Origin of the sequence: Ereboglobus luteus, from assembly GCF_003096195.1 — a bacterium.
GTDB lineage: Bacteria > Verrucomicrobiota > Verrucomicrobiia > Opitutales > Opitutaceae > Ereboglobus > Ereboglobus luteus.
On record NZ_CP023004.1, the window covers coordinates 2,715,136 to 2,729,513 of the forward strand.

At 55.6% G+C, this 14,378-nt stretch carries 16 protein-coding genes; 9 read left to right on the forward strand and 7 right to left on the reverse strand.

The window, feature by feature from the left end:
• Positions 1–83 precede the first annotated feature (83 nt).
• The 4 genes from CKA38_RS09890 to CKA38_RS09905 are packed head-to-tail and all read left to right on the forward strand — an operon-like array spanning position 84 to position 3,796.
• Positions 84–632 carry a hypothetical protein gene (locus CKA38_RS09890; RefSeq protein ID WP_108825321.1) on the forward strand — a complete coding sequence of 183 codons (549 nt, stop codon included), beginning with the start codon at positions 84–86 and terminating at the stop codon, positions 630–632.
• The gene (locus tag CKA38_RS09895) at positions 623–2,026 is read left to right on the forward strand and encodes a 7-cyano-7-deazaguanine synthase (RefSeq protein WP_108825322.1); all 1,404 of its coding nucleotides are present in this window, start codon (positions 623–625) and stop codon (positions 2,024–2,026) included. Before CKA38_RS09890 ends, CKA38_RS09895 begins: the two co-directional genes overlap by 10 nt.
• Positions 1,996–3,186, forward strand: a complete 1,191-nt coding sequence (locus CKA38_RS09900; protein WP_108825323.1) for an XRE family transcriptional regulator — start codon at positions 1,996–1,998, stop codon at positions 3,184–3,186. The genes CKA38_RS09895 and CKA38_RS09900 overlap by 31 nt, the downstream gene beginning before the upstream one ends.
• Positions 3,125–3,796, forward strand: a complete 672-nt coding sequence (locus CKA38_RS09905; RefSeq protein ID WP_152032782.1) for a PIN domain-containing protein — start codon at positions 3,125–3,127, stop codon at positions 3,794–3,796. The genes CKA38_RS09900 and CKA38_RS09905 overlap by 62 nt, the downstream gene beginning before the upstream one ends.
• A gap of 13 nt (positions 3,797–3,809) precedes the next feature.
• Here the strand turns inward: CKA38_RS09905 and CKA38_RS09910 are convergent, their stop codons facing one another.
• The 5 genes from CKA38_RS09910 to CKA38_RS09925 form a co-directional block, all read right to left on the reverse strand.
• On the reverse strand, positions 3,810–4,637 hold the full coding sequence (locus tag CKA38_RS09910; RefSeq protein ID WP_108825325.1) for a hypothetical protein: 828 nt from the start codon (positions 4,635–4,637) through the stop codon (positions 3,810–3,812).
• A complete protein-coding gene (locus CKA38_RS09915) occupies positions 4,637–5,128 on the reverse strand; it encodes a hypothetical protein (protein WP_152032783.1) in 492 nt (163 codons plus the stop codon). Before CKA38_RS09915 ends, CKA38_RS09910 begins: the two co-directional genes overlap by 1 nt.
• 268 nt (positions 5,129–5,396) lie before the next feature.
• On the reverse strand, positions 5,397–5,774 hold the full coding sequence (locus tag CKA38_RS09920) for a DUF6573 family protein (RefSeq protein ID WP_152032784.1): 378 nt from the start codon (positions 5,772–5,774) through the stop codon (positions 5,397–5,399).
• Positions 5,775–5,867: 93 nt separating this feature from the next.
• The gene (locus CKA38_RS16445) at positions 5,868–6,059 is read right to left on the reverse strand and encodes a hypothetical protein (RefSeq protein ID WP_236918994.1); all 192 of its coding nucleotides are present in this window, start codon (positions 6,057–6,059) and stop codon (positions 5,868–5,870) included.
• Positions 6,060–6,068: 9 nt separating this feature from the next.
• Positions 6,069–6,419, reverse strand: coding sequence for a hypothetical protein (locus tag CKA38_RS09925; protein ID WP_108825328.1), 351 nt, complete (start codon positions 6,417–6,419; stop codon positions 6,069–6,071).
• A gap of 732 nt (positions 6,420–7,151) precedes the next feature.
• On the opposite strand from CKA38_RS09925, the gene mobF reads away from it, so the two are divergent.
• The 3 genes from mobF (at position 7,152) to CKA38_RS15415 (ending at position 10,413) form a co-directional block, all read left to right on the forward strand.
• Positions 7,152–8,138 (forward strand): MobF family relaxase, encoded by a 987-nt coding sequence (gene mobF / locus CKA38_RS09930; RefSeq protein WP_161554835.1) that lies wholly within the window; start codon positions 7,152–7,154, stop codon positions 8,136–8,138.
• 59 nt (positions 8,139–8,197) lie between these two features.
• Complete coding sequence (locus CKA38_RS09935) at positions 8,198–9,967, forward strand: ATP-dependent DNA helicase (RefSeq protein WP_108825330.1); 1,770 nt, start codon at positions 8,198–8,200, stop codon at positions 9,965–9,967.
• Positions 9,968–10,230: 263 nt separating this feature from the next.
• Positions 10,231–10,413, forward strand: coding sequence for a hypothetical protein (locus CKA38_RS15415; RefSeq protein WP_152032785.1), 183 nt, complete (start codon positions 10,231–10,233; stop codon positions 10,411–10,413).
• A 40-nt stretch (positions 10,414–10,453) separates the two neighbouring features.
• Here CKA38_RS15415 and CKA38_RS15740 read toward each other — a convergent pair whose 3' ends face one another.
• Positions 10,454–11,098 (reverse strand): hypothetical protein, encoded by a 645-nt coding sequence (locus tag CKA38_RS15740; RefSeq protein WP_161554836.1) that lies wholly within the window; start codon positions 11,096–11,098, stop codon positions 10,454–10,456.
• Between CKA38_RS15740 and CKA38_RS15745 the strand changes: the two genes are divergently transcribed.
• Positions 11,081–11,983, forward strand: coding sequence for a type IV secretory system conjugative DNA transfer family protein (locus CKA38_RS15745; protein WP_161554837.1), 903 nt, complete (start codon positions 11,081–11,083; stop codon positions 11,981–11,983). The genes CKA38_RS15740 and CKA38_RS15745 overlap by 18 nt on opposite strands.
• A gap of 11 nt (positions 11,984–11,994) precedes the next feature.
• The gene (locus CKA38_RS09950; protein WP_161554838.1) at positions 11,995–12,858 is read left to right on the forward strand and encodes an AAA family ATPase; all 864 of its coding nucleotides are present in this window, start codon (positions 11,995–11,997) and stop codon (positions 12,856–12,858) included.
• A 76-nt stretch (positions 12,859–12,934) separates the two neighbouring features.
• Here the strand turns inward: CKA38_RS09950 and CKA38_RS09955 are convergent, their stop codons facing one another.
• On the reverse strand, positions 12,935–14,326 hold the full coding sequence (locus CKA38_RS09955) for a sulfatase family protein (protein ID WP_202863893.1): 1,392 nt from the start codon (positions 14,324–14,326) through the stop codon (positions 12,935–12,937).
• Positions 14,327–14,378 lie beyond the last annotated feature (52 nt).

Sequence of the window (14,378 nt, forward strand, 5' to 3'; positions counted from 1 at the left end):
TATTTGCATTGTCGGAAATTAATTTGAAATTCTGTTGACATAGTAAAATTTAATCCACAAAACATATTCAATCCTAACACGTCATGCGCGATGATATTCACAAATCTGCACCGGTTAATTCCATGTGGCGGCGGTTTTTGAGGCATTGTAACCGCGAATCGGATCGTGACGACCGTGCGCGTGAAAGTGCGGAGCGGGCGCTGGCGGACGATTGCAATAAAGAATTTTCGCCCAAAATGCTCAATCAGTTATTGGAGCGATGCGACAAACGGGAGGCGGATCTTTTCGGGAGCAAGCTCACTGGTCTTGAGGGTGATCATGTCATGGGGCAACTGTTGGTCAATCGCTTGAAAATGGCGGAGAGAATGGGGGCAATTGATCGTGGCACTATTGAGCGGGCACTCGCTGAAGTAATCGCTGAGCGTGCTGAAAGCCAAGCGCGTGCGATGCGTGGTCACATTATGAAAGAACGCGGACGTGGCGTGGCTGAGTGCATGCAAGCGATCAATCGGCACATGGCCTCATTGCCTGTTATGGATTTTGCGCGTGACTTGATTACCAACTGCGGGCGATTGGTGGTTTCGCATAAGCCCAAACCTGTAGCTTTGGATGAAAATCTTTTATGTCAGTAGAAACTTCCCCAAACCCATTGGTGACAGTCCGAGCCGTCTTCTCTGGCGAAGGCTCGCATTCCCGTGTTCCGTCCGGGCAGATTCGTTGCGAAATTGGCACCAACGTCAGTTTGGTTCCAACTGAGTTGGAGGCTTTTTGTTTCAAGGAGCTTACTGTGCGAGACGAAGAACTGGTGTGTTTGGCGGGCATTGTTGCTTTTGCTGATCGCTTGGTGCGTCGAAAGGCGTCACTTGGTTGGAGTCGCAATCTTGAAATAGTCATGCCAGTGGCGGAACCGCGTTTTTGGCAGCAACCGGAAATCGTTGATACCTTGTTGGAAGCATTGCGTTATCTTACTGGAGACGCGTGGCGTTTTAAGTTCATTAAGCGCGCCGGACGTTTGCCTCGCGTGAGGCAGGCTGAAATGGATTTAGGGCAAGGCGAGTTCCAGGTTATTCCATTTAGCAACGGGATGGATTCGTTCGCGCAGTCCCGTCTGTTGCGAAAAGAAAGGCCTCACATATCGCCTATTCGTGTAACCGCTTGGAATCATGGTTTGGCGGGCAGTCGAACCTGGCTCACCGATGCGGATGGAACCCGTTATCGACGTGTGGCCGTTCCAATAAAGTTTAGTTTCAAGGGAAACGCAGATCAGACGTATCGCACGCGCGGGTTTCTTTTTTCAGTGCTGGCTGGCTTGGCCGCGCACATGTCGGGAGCCAAAAGCATTGTCATTCCAGAAGCAGGGCAAGGCGCGTTGGGGCCGTCATTGGTGCCCGTGGGTGCTGAATCACCGCATCGTGGATCGCATCCCGGATTCAGCCGTCGGATGGCGGCTTTTTTTCGGGCGTTCTGGCAAAAAACGATTTCGTTTGAGCATCCTCAACTATGGCACACAAAAGGCGAAGTTCTTACCATGCTCAAGAAAGAGAATCTTCATGAGGGTTGGGAAAAAACATTTTCATGCTCGCGCGGGCAAAGAGATATTCGCACTGAGCGCCATAAGAAGATTCACTGTGGCATTTGCTCAGGGTGCATGCTGCGCAGGCTGGCGGTGTTCAGCGCGGATTTGCCCGAGCCCGCCGACACTTATATGTGGCCGGATTTAAGCGCCAGTTCACTGGAAGAGTCGCTTTGCGAGGACGCCCGCCGTCCTGTTTCGACCAATGATTGGGATATTGCAGTTCATGCAGTCATGGCCATGGAAGACCTCGCACGCTTAGCCAACACACCAATAACCCATCCAAAAATGGAAAACGCATTGTTTGATGCTTTCGGGAATAACCCTCAGCAACTGGCCGGAGGGGCGGAACCGCTTCGTCGGCTTTTGTTGGCGCATCAGACGGAATGGCGTAAGTTTACCCAGCAACTTGGCCCAGAATCATGGGTCAACCAACAAATTGCGCATCTATGAGTTTTGTTGAATCAATTGATGCTGCCACGCTCGGCGAGCGACTTAGAGTTGCCCGCGCCAATGCCGGGCTTACGCAGGAAGACGCGGCCAAAAGGCTCGGTGTCTCCCGTCCGACGCTGGTGGCGATTGAACAAGGACAGAGAAAAGTTCGCGCCGAGGAACTGCGCACGCTTGCCGACATTTACGAGGCACGCTTTAATGATCTGCTGCGCTCAACGGCAGTGCATGTCGATCTTGTGGCAAAGTTCCGAAAAGGGGATTCCAAAAAACAAACGGAATTGGAAAAATCTGGAGAGGATGCGATTCGGTTACTGAATCGTTTGGCAACGGCATCGATGGAACTGGAATTTCGGTTGGGACAACGGCAGCAATCTTATCCTCCTCCAGAAAAACAAATCCTATCCGGCCCGCTTGAAGATCAAGCCGAGGACTTGGCGCTCGAACTCCGCCACCGCCTGGGTATCGGGTTGTCTCCGATTACCGACATCGTTTCATTGGTTGAATTAGAACTGGGAGTCCGAATTTTTTTCCGGCCACTGGCACCGCTGATTTCGGGTGTTTTCGCTTACGATGCGGCAGTTGGGCCGTGCATGTTGATCAATATCAAACATCCGCGTGAGCGTCAGGTTCTAACTATTGCGCATGAGCTGGGGCATTTTATGTGTGCGCGCAATTCACCGGATGTGGTGCATGAAGCAGCGCACGAGATTTCCAGGGAAGAACGATTTGTCACACTATTTGCAGTGGCTTTTTTGATGCCGGCGGTATCCGTGCGCAGTCGATTTCGTGACTATACGGCCGCGGGCGGAGCGTTTTCTCCAAGGAATCTGCTCTTGATGGCTCATTCATTCAAAGTTTCCGTGGAGGCCATGGCTCGACGCTTGGAAAACCTAAAACTTCTCAAGCAAGGAACCTTTGAATCGTTAAAGGAGCGGGGGTTTACCATTGAGGCGGCCAAGCGTGCGTTGGGTTTACCCACGGACGACGCACAATCTGCTCCACCACGCCTTACACTTATGGCCGTTGAAGCATATCGCCGGGGGTTGTTCTCGGAGGGGCAGTTGAGTAATATGCTTTCACTGGAACGGGTTCAACTTCGTGAACAATTGGACAACTTCGGAGGCGAAGAGTTGGATGATGCGCTCTCTCTCGAAAGTTAAACCCGGCAACGAGCCTCTATTTTTGGATACCAGCGTATTGATCAATCTGCTGGCAGCCGATTGCGTGGAGCTTATCGCCACCACATTGGGGCGCGTTTTGATAGTAAGCGAATATGCGGCTCGTGAATTGACGCACGACCCGCGTGACAACGCCGATGGACAAGAAGTGATCGGGCGGCTTGCCGCCAACGGGACATTAAAAATTGCGACACTCGATGATGGTCAGCTAACGCATTTTTATCGTTTGGTGGGGGCACCGCCGCCAGATGATCTTGGTGACGGTGAAGCAGCCACTTTGGCCTGTGCGGCCTTTTGTGGAATAGCAGTCATCGACGAGAAAAAGGCGACACGCATCGCCATGCGCGATTATCCCAACGTTGCACTATATACTACTCTGGATTTGCTCTGCGCAGATCAAATGTATCGCACTCATGGGGCAGCGCATGTGCACGATATGGTGACCAATGCGCTCACTGTGGGACGGATGCGAATTCCGCATGCATGGCGTTCTCGGCTAGATTCAAACATCACAGTAAAATCGTATTCCGCTATGGCGAACGGCTCCGCAATTTGCGGGCGAGTGGGGAGTAAGGGCTTAATTCGATCCTAAACAGATATTCCCGTCAAAAGAGGCGCAGTTGTTCGATTTCTGGAGTTTCCGGTGTCGGAATGCTGTCGAGTTCACTTTCCTCAATGTCATCCGTGTCGTCTTCATCGTCGTCCGCCTCATTCATTTGAGACTCGGTGGCGGAGTCAGCTTCGAGTTCATCAATTTCGAACGCCATTTCGGCGATGATTGTCGGGATTACGATCATCGGTTCGCCACCTGGCTTGGGCGGCAGGTCGAAATAACCCGAACACAGTCCGAGGGGGATGCCCTGGGAAAAGGCCTCGATTGAGAAGTCTCCCGACATGAGGCGGCGCAGCAACGCGAGCTTCCCCTGGACATGTTCCATCCAGTGGTGGCAAATCTCCTCATCCCAATGCGCGGTGGCGGCAAGTTTGTCCGGCGTGTATTTATCGGACTCGGCCAATTCGTGATAGAGGAGGTATGCCGTCTGCCAGAGTTCGGTGCGTTGGGCGTCGGTCGCGAAGTAGCCATGCAGCACGGCTTCGTCCGCATCAATGCCGACGGATGTGGGGGCGGGGAGCCGGTTACGGGAGCATCTCCGCACCGTTTTTCGGGCTTCGCGCAGCGCGGCTTCGCGTTGGCGGTCGTTTTCGGCGGCAATCGATTCGAGGAAGTTTTGCGTGACGATTTCGGTGGGATGCCGGGTGTCGGGCTGGTCTATCGGGAGCCGTGTGTGCCCGGCGAGTGAACGATACCCCGTGTGGCTGAATGGGCAAACACCGCGCTCGGTGGCGAGAAGTTCGCCGCAAAACATGCTTCGCTTGAAGAGCGCGGGGCGGCCCCGTATGGTGAAAAGGTATTCGTTGATTACCGTGCTCATCAGACAATCCCTCCCTCGTTGCTAAAGTGCAGTTTTTTGTCGTCGCCGATGTAGAGGTCGATTTCACCGAAACCGTGACTGGCGTGGGTGAGTTGCAGCATCGCATATTCGGCGGATTCGTCGTCGGTGCAGGTGCTCCAGAATCCAGCCCCGTGCCGGCACCTTGTAAGCCATAGGTTTTGACCGTTGTGCTCGTCATCGAGATGAGTCAGGTCGGTTTCGTTTTCGCGCATGAACCGCGAGCACTCCGCCCATGCGCTCAAGAGGGATTCGGTGGCGATGGAGGTTATGCCAAAATCATTGTCGAGCGGTTCGCCCTCGTCGTCGGTTGACGACCAAAGTGACGCAACCAAGTAGCCTCTCAAAAAACGAAAGATCGCGGTTTCACCGAGGTTGATGTTGTGGAGCAATTCGTTTCGCAGTGCCGTGAGCTTGCGGCCTTTGGGCAGGTTGAGGAGTTCCGAATCGAACGTCGTTTCGCATGTAATCATGATGTTTGACGGAATCAGGCGCGGTCCGTTTCCGGCGACATGTCGGAGTGTCTTCGGCCATGCCCGATTCACGCCGTTCCGAAAGCACACCCAGTCAAAGGACGCCGGAGCCTGTGCGCAGGCGTCCGGTGTGGAGCCTGACGAGCTATGTAGAGTCAGGACTACATTGACGGGTGTGGTATCGTGACGGAACACGCAGCGGGCAGCCACAGTGGGCGTATGCCCTAATTTCCATTGATTGCCAAAAAAGGGGCGTGTGCCCCTTCGATCAGTCCTCGTCGGAGAACATCAAGGTGAGAACTGGATCGGATGTGTCGCCCGGTCCCATGTGGAGTTTCAGCTTGTGGATTTCCTTGCCGAGTTTGACGTCGAAGAGCACCACGTCTGAAGTGTCGGCACCGCGTATTTGAAGCTTCGCCATTGTGCTGATGTCATGGAGGATTCCGCTGATGTCCTGTGAATCATCCTGGCGCATGACCGCTTCGATCGTCTGCCAAAGCGTGTCGGTGCAAGCGATCGGAAGTTTCCAATGCTGTTTGCTCACATCGTAGTTACTGAGGTCAACGAGCACACCGTCGTTGATGGCTTGTTTGCGAGTGTAGGAATAGATGACACCGCCGAATGGATCATTGTCGTTTGCGATCATGATTATGAATTGAAACCAGGCGCAGTCCGGTTCCGGCGTCGTTGCCGGTTGATCTCGGTGCCGCCCGATTTCGCCACGCGCAAACACACCAAGTCAAAGGCACGCGAAGCATGTGCGACGCGTGCCGTGGTGGAGCGCAGACCGAGCCGCGTCGAGGTCGAGAACGACCTTGATCTGGTGTGGTAAAATGCGGGCTTCACAGGGCGGGCAGGGAGTTTTCATTTGGAGTTTCCCTATAAAAAACGCGACAGTCGGAATGACCACCGCGCTGGTGATAAACGACATGAATTGAAGTCAAAGCCAACTGTGGCTGAGGGCGTTGGCATCACCGAAAAGAGTCCATGCGAGGTCATAAACCACGGAGTGCGCCGCGTCGAACCCACAGCCTCCCACATGGAGTGATTCGTGTTTACGATTGTAGCGCATCGCGAGTGCAGTCGCGACAGTCCAAGTGATGCGGAGCGGACGTCCGTTTTTCACCACATACAAATCCACAAACCGGCTCATGCCGCTTTGGCTGACATGCCGGAGGATGACGTAAACGGTGTCGCCGGATTTGAGATAGTCGCTGCGCAGATATTCGATTGCTTTCGCGCGTTCGGATTTAACTTCGGGCTGGGTCAGGGTCGCGGAGTCGTTTGACATAATGATAAGCGAAATCGTCCAACGTCCGCTTCCGGCGAAGTGCCGGGGCATCCGGTGTTGCCCGATTTCACCGACTTGCGGCACGCCAAGTCAAAGGCGCGCGTAGCTTGTCGAAGCGCGCCGTGGTGGAGGCGCGACGAAGGAGCGCACTACCTTGACGGCGTGGCAGACTATACGAACCCCAGGGCAGAGGGTTTTCCTCACCGCAAGTGGGAGGTGTGTGATGCCTGTTCCCTGATTTCCGCGTGCGTCGCGAATCGGCAACAGGCCCGCGAGGAGTTGCGGGTCGTTCTGAGCGGGGCGCAGCCGGAAGGCCGAAGCAGAGCCGCCAAGGAACGCAGGCGGACTGCGGAGGCTACTGGAGGCGTTAGCCGCGCGAGGAACGCTCCCGCATCTCTTCGCGCGTGTCGTAGTCGCATTCCGCTAACGCACGATGGCGCGCCGCGAAACAAGTCCCCCCGGGACGAAGGGACGCGGCGCGTTTTCGTGCCGGTCGGACGCATCCAAAATTGGGATACAAAAATTAGGGCAAATAGGACGCCCTCGCTTCCTCTATTTTGAGTCGCACGACGCCGATATGCTGCGGTGCATGGAAACCCTGAAAAAGACATTGCGCCTTGGCGCAAGGGGAGAGGCGTCCCGCTTACAAAAAACGCATGTGCGTTTCGAGTCTGCGCGGCCTGTCCGCATTATCGTCGCGCGTGTCGCGATAGTCGCGAGGGAGGTGCCATCGTGCTAAGTCCGAAGCCACAGTTGAATCTTGCGAACGCGCTCGGGTATTTCCGCGAGCATTTGTCCACGGGCGACTACTACATGGACGGCCATGTGGTCGCCGGCCAGTGGTGCGGCATCGCCGCGTCGATGCTCGGATTGGAGGGCGTTGTCACCGAGAAAAAATTTCTTGCGATGTGCCAGGGTTTTCATCCCGACACGGGGCAGCGCCTGACGATGCGGCACAACACGACCCGTCGCGATGGCGGGCACACGGTATCGAATCGCCGCGTGTTTTATGACTTCACTATCAGTCCGCCAAAGTCGGTTTCGGTGGTCGCGCTGTATCAGGATGCCCGCATTATCGAACTCCACGATCACGCCGCCCGCATGATGATGGACGAACTCGAAAAGTTTGCCGAGACGCGCGTGCGAAAGGACGGCGCAAACGGCGAGCGCGTGACCGGCGGCATGGCTGCCGCGCTGTTCCGTCATGACACGAGCCGGGAACTCGACCCGCATTTGCACACGCACTGCGTGGTGTTCAACGCGACCTATGATTTCGAGGAGGAAAAGTGGAAGGCGCTTCACGCGACGGGCATGTATCGGGCGCAAAAGTTTGCGGAAAATCTCTACTATCACGAACTGGCAAAAGGGCTCCGGCAACTCGGCTATGACATCGTCAATACGCCGACCGGATTTGAAATCCAGGGTGTGCCGGAAAGCGTGATCGCCCGGTTTTCCAAACGGCATCAACAGATCGACGCGGAGACAAAAAAACGGATCGAAATGGAGGGGCTGCACAGCAATGAAAAGGCGCTGCGCGAACAGGTGGCGCACGACAAACGGCGTCGGAAAATCAAGAACATGCCAGCGGAACAACTGCGTTCTCGCTGGTCTGCTGAGATGCCTGAATCCGAGCGCGCCTCACTTGCGAAAATTGAGCCGACAAAGCTGCCTCCGCCGCTGCCGGAAACATCCGTAGAAAATGCGGGCTGCCCCAATTAGTCGAATGGGCGGATGCCCACCTGTTTGAACGCCGGTCAGTCGTCGGCGATTACGAATTGATGTCGGCTGCGCTGGAGCGCGGGCGCGGTGAAAACTTCGGACTTTCCGACTTGGAAAAACAGGTGGCGCAGCGCGATTACATCCGCGATGCGCAGTCGCGGAAGATTACCTCGCGAGGTGTGCTGGCGTGCGAACTGGCGATCCTGCGCGCCGCCCAAAATGGGCAGAGGCGCCATGATCCCATGAGTGAAAATCATACACCGGACTCGTCACTTTCCTCCGAACAGAGCCGTGCGGTGTCGCGTATTTTGAAGAGCCGGGATTTTATCACGCTGTTCCAAGGCGGCGCGGGCACGGGGAAAAGTTATACCTTGCGCGAAGTCGCGCGCGGCCTTGCGGATGGCGGGCATCCCGTGGTGGTTGCCGCGCCACAGCATCAACAGGCGGATGATTTGCGGAAGGATGGCGTGGGAAACGCAATCACCCTGGCGCGGCTTCTTGCAAGCGGAACAAATATGCTGCCGCATGGTGCGGTTGTGATTGTTGATGAAGCCGGACAGGTCGGCGGAAAGGACATGCTGGCGTTGATCGAGCGTGTGCGGGCTTGTGGCGGACGGTTGATTTTGTCGGGCGACACGCGTCAGCAAGGCGCGGTGGCGGCATCGGACGCATTGCGCGTGATCGAGGAGCATTCGGGGTTGCGCCCGGTGCGGCTGATGTCGATTCGGCGTCAGAATCCCGATGCCGTGTCCTCGAAGGAATCGAAAGCGTTTGTGAGGAAATACCGTTCCGCGGTGAAGGCGGCATCGGAGGGGAGGTTGACGGACTCGTTTGATAAATTGGATTCGCTGGGATGCGTGCGCGAGCTCGACGCTGCGGATCGCAAGGCGGAGCTGGCGCGAGAATATTGCGAGGCGTTGAATCGCGGTGAAAAAGTGCTCGCGGTGGCGCAGACGTGGAACGAGGTGCGCGAGGCAAACGCGGCGATCCGCGACCGCTTGAAAAATGAGGGCAAGCTGGGTGAGAGCACGGCAGTCGAGTCGTTGCAATCGCTCGATTTGAGCGAGGCGCAAAAGCGCGATGTCCGGTTTTATGCGGGCGATGCGAAGGTGTGGTTTGTGCGCGACTACGGGCGGTTCAAACGCGGTGACTGCTGCGAGGTCGCCGGCGCGGATGAGCGCGGCGTAACCCTGGAAAAAGACGGACGAATCACGACGGTAAGCCACCGCTACGCGGACAGATTTGTGGTGGTGAAGACGCGTCAACAGGAGTTGGCGCGTGGGGATCGGTTGCAGATGAAATTTAATGGAAACTCAATCGAAGGAAGACCGATACGGAACGGCGAACTGGTGACGATATGTCGTGTGTTAAAAGACAAAAGCATCCGGGTTCGAGACGATGCGGGGACAATAAAAACACTCTCGCCGGCGCAACGGATGTTTGTGCCCGGTTACGCGGTGACGTCGTATGCATCACAGGGCAAAACAGTCGATACCGTGCTCGTTTCCCATGACGTCGAACAAGCGCCGATCAATCGACATCAATGGTATGTGGCCATCTCGCGAGCGCGCCAGAAAGTGCTCGTGCTCACGGAAGACAAGACGGCGCTGCGCGTGGCGATTGAGCGGGAGTCCGATCGCGAGCTCGCCTTGTCGATCAAGCCGGATGCGAGCGCAGCGCAAACACTGCATTCGGAACTATTGGCGGAATATGAAAATATCCGAGCCATGCGCGCGCACGAGCAACTGCGCACTTCGCACGCCCAAGCGGCATCACCTCCTTCGTTGCATCAGCACAATCAACAACCAACCCGAGGAATCCGAATATGACCCTAAGAGAAGCGATCGACCAACGCCGAAAGGCCATTGGCGCAAATAGTCCCGCAACGCAGCCCAAGCCGACCTCCGTGCAGTATGAGCGCAATGCTCGCAAGGATGATACGAAGCCGCCCCCGGCGGCATTGCCGCTAACGCTGCGATTATTTAGGATAGGAAAACGACGCTCGTCTTTCCCGTGGTCGTGTTATCAAGGCGCGGAGTTTTTTCCGAAGGGCGACGCAACAACTGACGCTGCCGGGTGCGAACAAATCCTGATGACGTTCATACACCACGAAGTGCTTGTGCGCGGCAAGAATTTGGAAGCGCTCATGGATGAGATTGACGGGTTGCGCGTAAGCGAACTTCGCGAAATCCCCGAAAAATTGCATCCGGGGGCCGAGGATGCGGATGACGAGCCGGTAATATTAAAAATTGAGGTGAAGAAAACCGGACGCTGAACGATCCGGTTTCGCGTTTTTATACAAACACAGAGCACGATTATACAATCCGGCGCAGTGTGATTGTGGCACGATGCGATGTTTCCACATGCTGACCCATCTTCTGATTGCCGTTGTTTGTTTGGGATGCGCGATGGTCGCGCATCACGCGCAGTCGTCGATGTCGATTGTGGTGGTTGCCATGTTCAGTGCTCTGGCGTTCTCGCAGATTCTTTGCGGAATAATGGCGTGGCGGGAACGTCGGCGAAGGCGCGCGAGGCCGATTTTGTCGCTGGGCGGATTTACGTGGTCGATGAATGATTTTTGCCGGGGATGGTTGATCACGGGTGAGACGGGCTCTGGAAAAACGCTGGCTGCGATCAACGCGATGTTGTGGCAGGTGTCGCGGAACTGTCCTCGCTGGGGCGGCATTTGCATCGACGACAAGGGACTGTATTGGGAAACGCTTTCGGCGATGTTCCGGCATCTGGGACGCGAGAAGGATTTGATTTTGTTGCAGGTGCGGCCCGAGGGTGCGCTCGCCGATTGGGAGCCGCCGCATACGTTTAATTTTTTGGAGGACATGCGGCTTCCCTATTCCGCAAAAGCGAAGGATGTGTGCGATGTGGCGGCATCGCTTGGGCAGGATGGCGATCAGACGTTTTTCAAGACACAGGCGGAAATCCAGATGGACTTTGCGTTTCACGCGCTTGATTGTGTCGGGCTGCCGGTGACATTGGGCAACACGCATGAGCTACTGGCGTCCGATGCCTTCATGGAGGAAATAATCGCGATGCTGGACAATAAGAACACGCCGGAATCGAGGACGTTGATCGCCCACTATGAGTCGCAAATCGCGAGCCAACCGACAGAGCAGTTGGGCGGTGTGCGCGGCACGCTGGCCAATCGGTTGAAACATTTTACGCAGCCGGACATCGCGCGTGTATTTTGCCCGGATAAATCATCGCTGTCGTTTGATGTGATAGATCAGGGAAAAGTAATCTGCGTGTCGATTCCGCAGCGGTTCAAAACGGAGCGACGGTATATCCATACGTTGTTGAAGCTGGTTTTTTACTCGCATGTGTTGCTGCGATTTGACCGAACGACAAAGGAGCGAGTCGGGGATAATTTGCTCATACTTTGGGCCGACGAAGCGCAGAAAATCGTCACCGCGAATGACGACGGCACGAGTGATTACAATGTCGTGGATGTGATTCGCGAAGCGAAGGCGACAGTCGTGGCGGCAACGCAATCCTACACGTCGCTTATCCCGCCGATTGGCGATGAGAAGAAAGCGAAAGTGTTCATCGCGAACATGGCGAACCGCATCATGTTCAAGGCGGCCGATGAAGAGTCGGCGAAAATTGCCGCCGACACACTTGGCAAAAAGAAATACCGAAAGCGCACCTATGGTTATTCGGCAGGAAAGCGCACCACGTCATTTTCCGAGGAAGAAAAGTATTACATCGAGCCGCATGAGTTTCGGAGACTGCGGAAGTTTCAGGCGGTCGTGCAGCACTGCGAGATGGGGTTTCGGCGGGTGTTGCTGCCGCCGCGCGAAGCCGACGGGCGCGTGAGCGGATGGTTTTGAAAATGAAAAATATGAATACAGAAACCGATAAAACTTGGTTTGAGACGCGCCGCGAACAACTCCGCAATCTCGGCGCGCACTTGCACAAGCATATCAAAGGACAACCGCACGTCATCGGGCGCATCGAGTCGGTGCTGCGGCGCGGCGAACTCGGCCTCGCGCATCCGGGGCGTCCGAAAGGCTCGTTCCTGTTTGTCGGGCCGACTGGTGTGGGAAAAACGGAAATCACGAATGCGTTCACGGGATATCTTTTCGATGGCGCGAAGCCCATCCGTTTCGATATGTCGGAATATCAGAACCAGTCGTCAGTCGAAAAATTGATCGGCGAAAAGATCGACGATATCGGTTTGCTCGGACGTGCGCTCGCGAAAGCGGACTGCGGAACATTACTCTTCGATGAAGTCGAGAAAGCGCATCCGCTCGTGCTCGACCTGTTTTTGCAAATCCTCGATGACGCAAGCATCACGCTCGCCACCGGTGAGCGAAAAAACCTCTCGAGGTTTTATGTGGTGTTCACATCGAACATCGGCGCATCCGAAGCGATGCGTATGCAATCCGCGCCATTCGCGAGCATTGAACGCACCGTGCTCGCTCGCGTCGGTCAGCAACTCCGTCCCGAGCTGGTCGGACGCATGACGGAGAAAGTTGTGTTTTCACGTTTGTCATTCGAGATTCAGCGCGAGATTTGCGAAGCAATGATTGCAAAGGAACTGATGCGCCTGCAAAAACTCGGTTATATATTGGAAATCACGCCAAATGATATCGAGGCGATTTTGCGTGAAGGTGTTCACAAAACTCTCGGAGCACGCCCCATGCGCGGCGCTGTTGAACGCGTTTTACAGAATCAAGTGATTTTTTCGGCGTTAAACTTGTAACTTCCAGCGAGTGGCCTTGGCCCCGAGTCGGATCGGGCAGGATTATTCGCGTCATCTGCAGCGGCGAAAGGCGGCATTATTTCCCCTCCACGCTCTTGTTATATTTATCGAGTGCTCGTTGGAGCTCGGCGGCCTTTTCGGGATGCTCGCCTATCAGGTTGTTTTTTTCACCCATGTCGTTGTTCAGGTCGAAAAGCTGCAACACGTTATTGTTGTCTTTTCTTATGTAACGAACGCGGAGGGGGCCGTTGCGGTATTTCCATTGGCCGGAGCGCACTGCGGTGTCCTCGAAACCGATGATATTCCAAGGTGATCCTGCGCCAGATCCGCCACGCAAGACCGGCATAATGTCGTGCCCGTCAGTCTCGTCTTCGCGCGAGTTGCGCACTCCGGCCATTGCCATTGCCGTCGGGAAAATATCGAGCGCCGAGAGCGCCTCGTCGATTATCCGCCCGGCGGGAATCACATCCGGCCACCAAAAGATGCCGGGGACGCGCACGCCGCCTTCATAACTGGAATTTTTGCCCTCGCGCAATGGCAGCGCCGAGCCTCCCGCGTCTTTTTTCGTGGTCCAAGGGCCGTTGTCCGAGGTGAAAATCACCAGCGTGTTTCGATCCAGCCCTTCCTCGCGCAGCACGCGAAGGATCTCTCCGACGGCCCAGTCAATTTCTTCCACGCAATCACCGTAAAGTCCGCGCGCGCTTTTACCGCGAAATGCCGACGACGCGTGCAACGGCACGTGCGGCATTGCCGGGGTCATGTAAACGAAAAACGGGGTCGCCTTGTTTCTTCGTATGAACGCGATTGTCTCCTCAGCGTAACGCTTCGTGAGCGTGTCCTGATCGGCCGGCCATTCCACGCATTGACCGCCGCGCATCAGCGGCGCCTTGGCCAATGCGGCTTTTGTTTTTTGGCGGGGCACGGCGCGGTAGTCATCGAGCGTTTTACCGTCGCGCAAGACGATGTCCGGAGCGGGCGGGATGTTCACCGGATCAAGCCACATGTCGTTTGAGTAGGGGAGTCCGAAAAAATAATCAAACCCCCGGCTGGTCGGCAGGTATTGCGGCAGGTGCCCTAGGTGCCATTTGCCTATGCATGCCGTGGAGTAGCCGCCGGTTTTCAATGCTTGCGCCAGCGTGATTTCGTTCAGATTCATGCCGTCGTCGCTGTGCGGAAAAAACACGCGGTCGTTCACTCCGGTGCGCTGCGGATAACGTCCGGTGAGCAGCCCTGCCCGTGATGGCGAGCATACCGACGCGGCAGCGTAGAACGAGGTGAGCCTCGCCCCCTCGCGCGCCATGCGGTCTATGTTTGGTGTTTTGATCAGCGGGGATCCGTAGCAACCAAGATCCTGATAGCCCTGGTCGTCGGTCAGAATGACAATGATATTAGGTTTTTTCTCGGCGGCACCAACAGTGGCGCCCATGAGCGCACCAGCGCCAAGTAACAGCAGTAGTTCGTTTTTCATTTTGATATGGGATTGGAGGTCTCTGAAAGGGAGGTTGATTTCGTTAATTGCA